The organism is Ruegeria sp. BG8 (genome assembly GCF_056538325.1).
On sequence record NZ_JBQFSZ010000032.1, the window covers coordinates 1 to 1,101 of the forward strand.

Below are 1,101 nucleotides of genomic sequence, written 5' to 3' on the forward strand. Positions count from 1 at the left end.
TCACTGGCATGTCGATGTGATCGACAGCCTTGCCACCCGAGTTCATCGCATCCAGAACCGCATTGACCACCGCAGGCGGCGAGCCAATGGCCCCGGCCTCACCGCAGCCCTTCACGCCCAAAGGATTGTGCGTGCACGGCGTCTGGCTGGAATGATCCACGCCGTAGAACGGCACGTCATCGGCGCGCGGCATCGCGTAATCCATGTAGGAGGCGCTCAGCAGCTGGCCATTCTCGTCATAGGCGCAGTTCTCCAGCAAAGCCTGACCAATGCCCTGACCGATACCGCCATGGACCTGGCCATCCACGATCATCGGGTTGACGATGTTGCCAAAGTCATCGGCGGCGGTGAACGCCTCGATGCTGACCTTGCCGGTCTCGGGGTCCAGCTCGACCTCGCAGGCATAGGCGCCCGAGGGGAAGGTAAAGTTGGCCGGGTCATAAAACGCGGTCTCCTCCAACCCCGGCTCGACTTCCAGCGGGTAGTTGTGCGGCACATAGGCCGTCAGGGTCACATCGCCCCAGGCCACTGACTTGTCGGTGCCCGCCACGCTGAACTGACCGTCCTTCAGCTCAATATCGGCCTCGGAGGCCTCCAGCAGGTGGGCGGCGATCTTCTTGGCCTTGTCGATCACCTTCTCGGTGGCCTTGACCATGGCCGAGCCACAAACCGCCAGCGAGCGCGAGCCATAGGTGCCCATGCCAAACGGGATCTTCGAGGTGTCGCCATGCACGATCTCAACCATCGACTCGTCGATGCCGATCATGTCGGCCACAACCTGCGGAAAGGCGGTCTCATGCCCTTGCCCGTGGCTGTGCGCGCCGACCATGACGCTGATCGAGCCGGTGGCATTCACCCGCACGGTCGCCGCGTCATACAGACCCGCACGGGCCCCCAGCATGCCAACGATGTTCGACGGCGCAATGCCGCACGCCTCGATATAGCAGTTGATACCCAGACCGCGCAGCTTGCCATTCGCCTCGCTTTCCGCACGGCGGGCGGCAAAGCCTGCCAGATCGGCAGCGGCCTCCAGCTTGTCCATGGTCCCGTTGTAATCCCCGGTGTCATAGGTCAGCGCCACCGGCGTGTCATAGGGGAACT

The 1,101-nt window shown here is 63.2% G+C and carries 1 protein-coding gene; it reads right to left on the minus strand.

The window, feature by feature from the left end:
- Positions 1-1,101 (minus strand): xanthine dehydrogenase family protein molybdopterin-binding subunit (locus ACR0DG_RS21440; protein ID WP_480707339.1); only part of this gene is annotated, 1,101 nt, incomplete at both ends.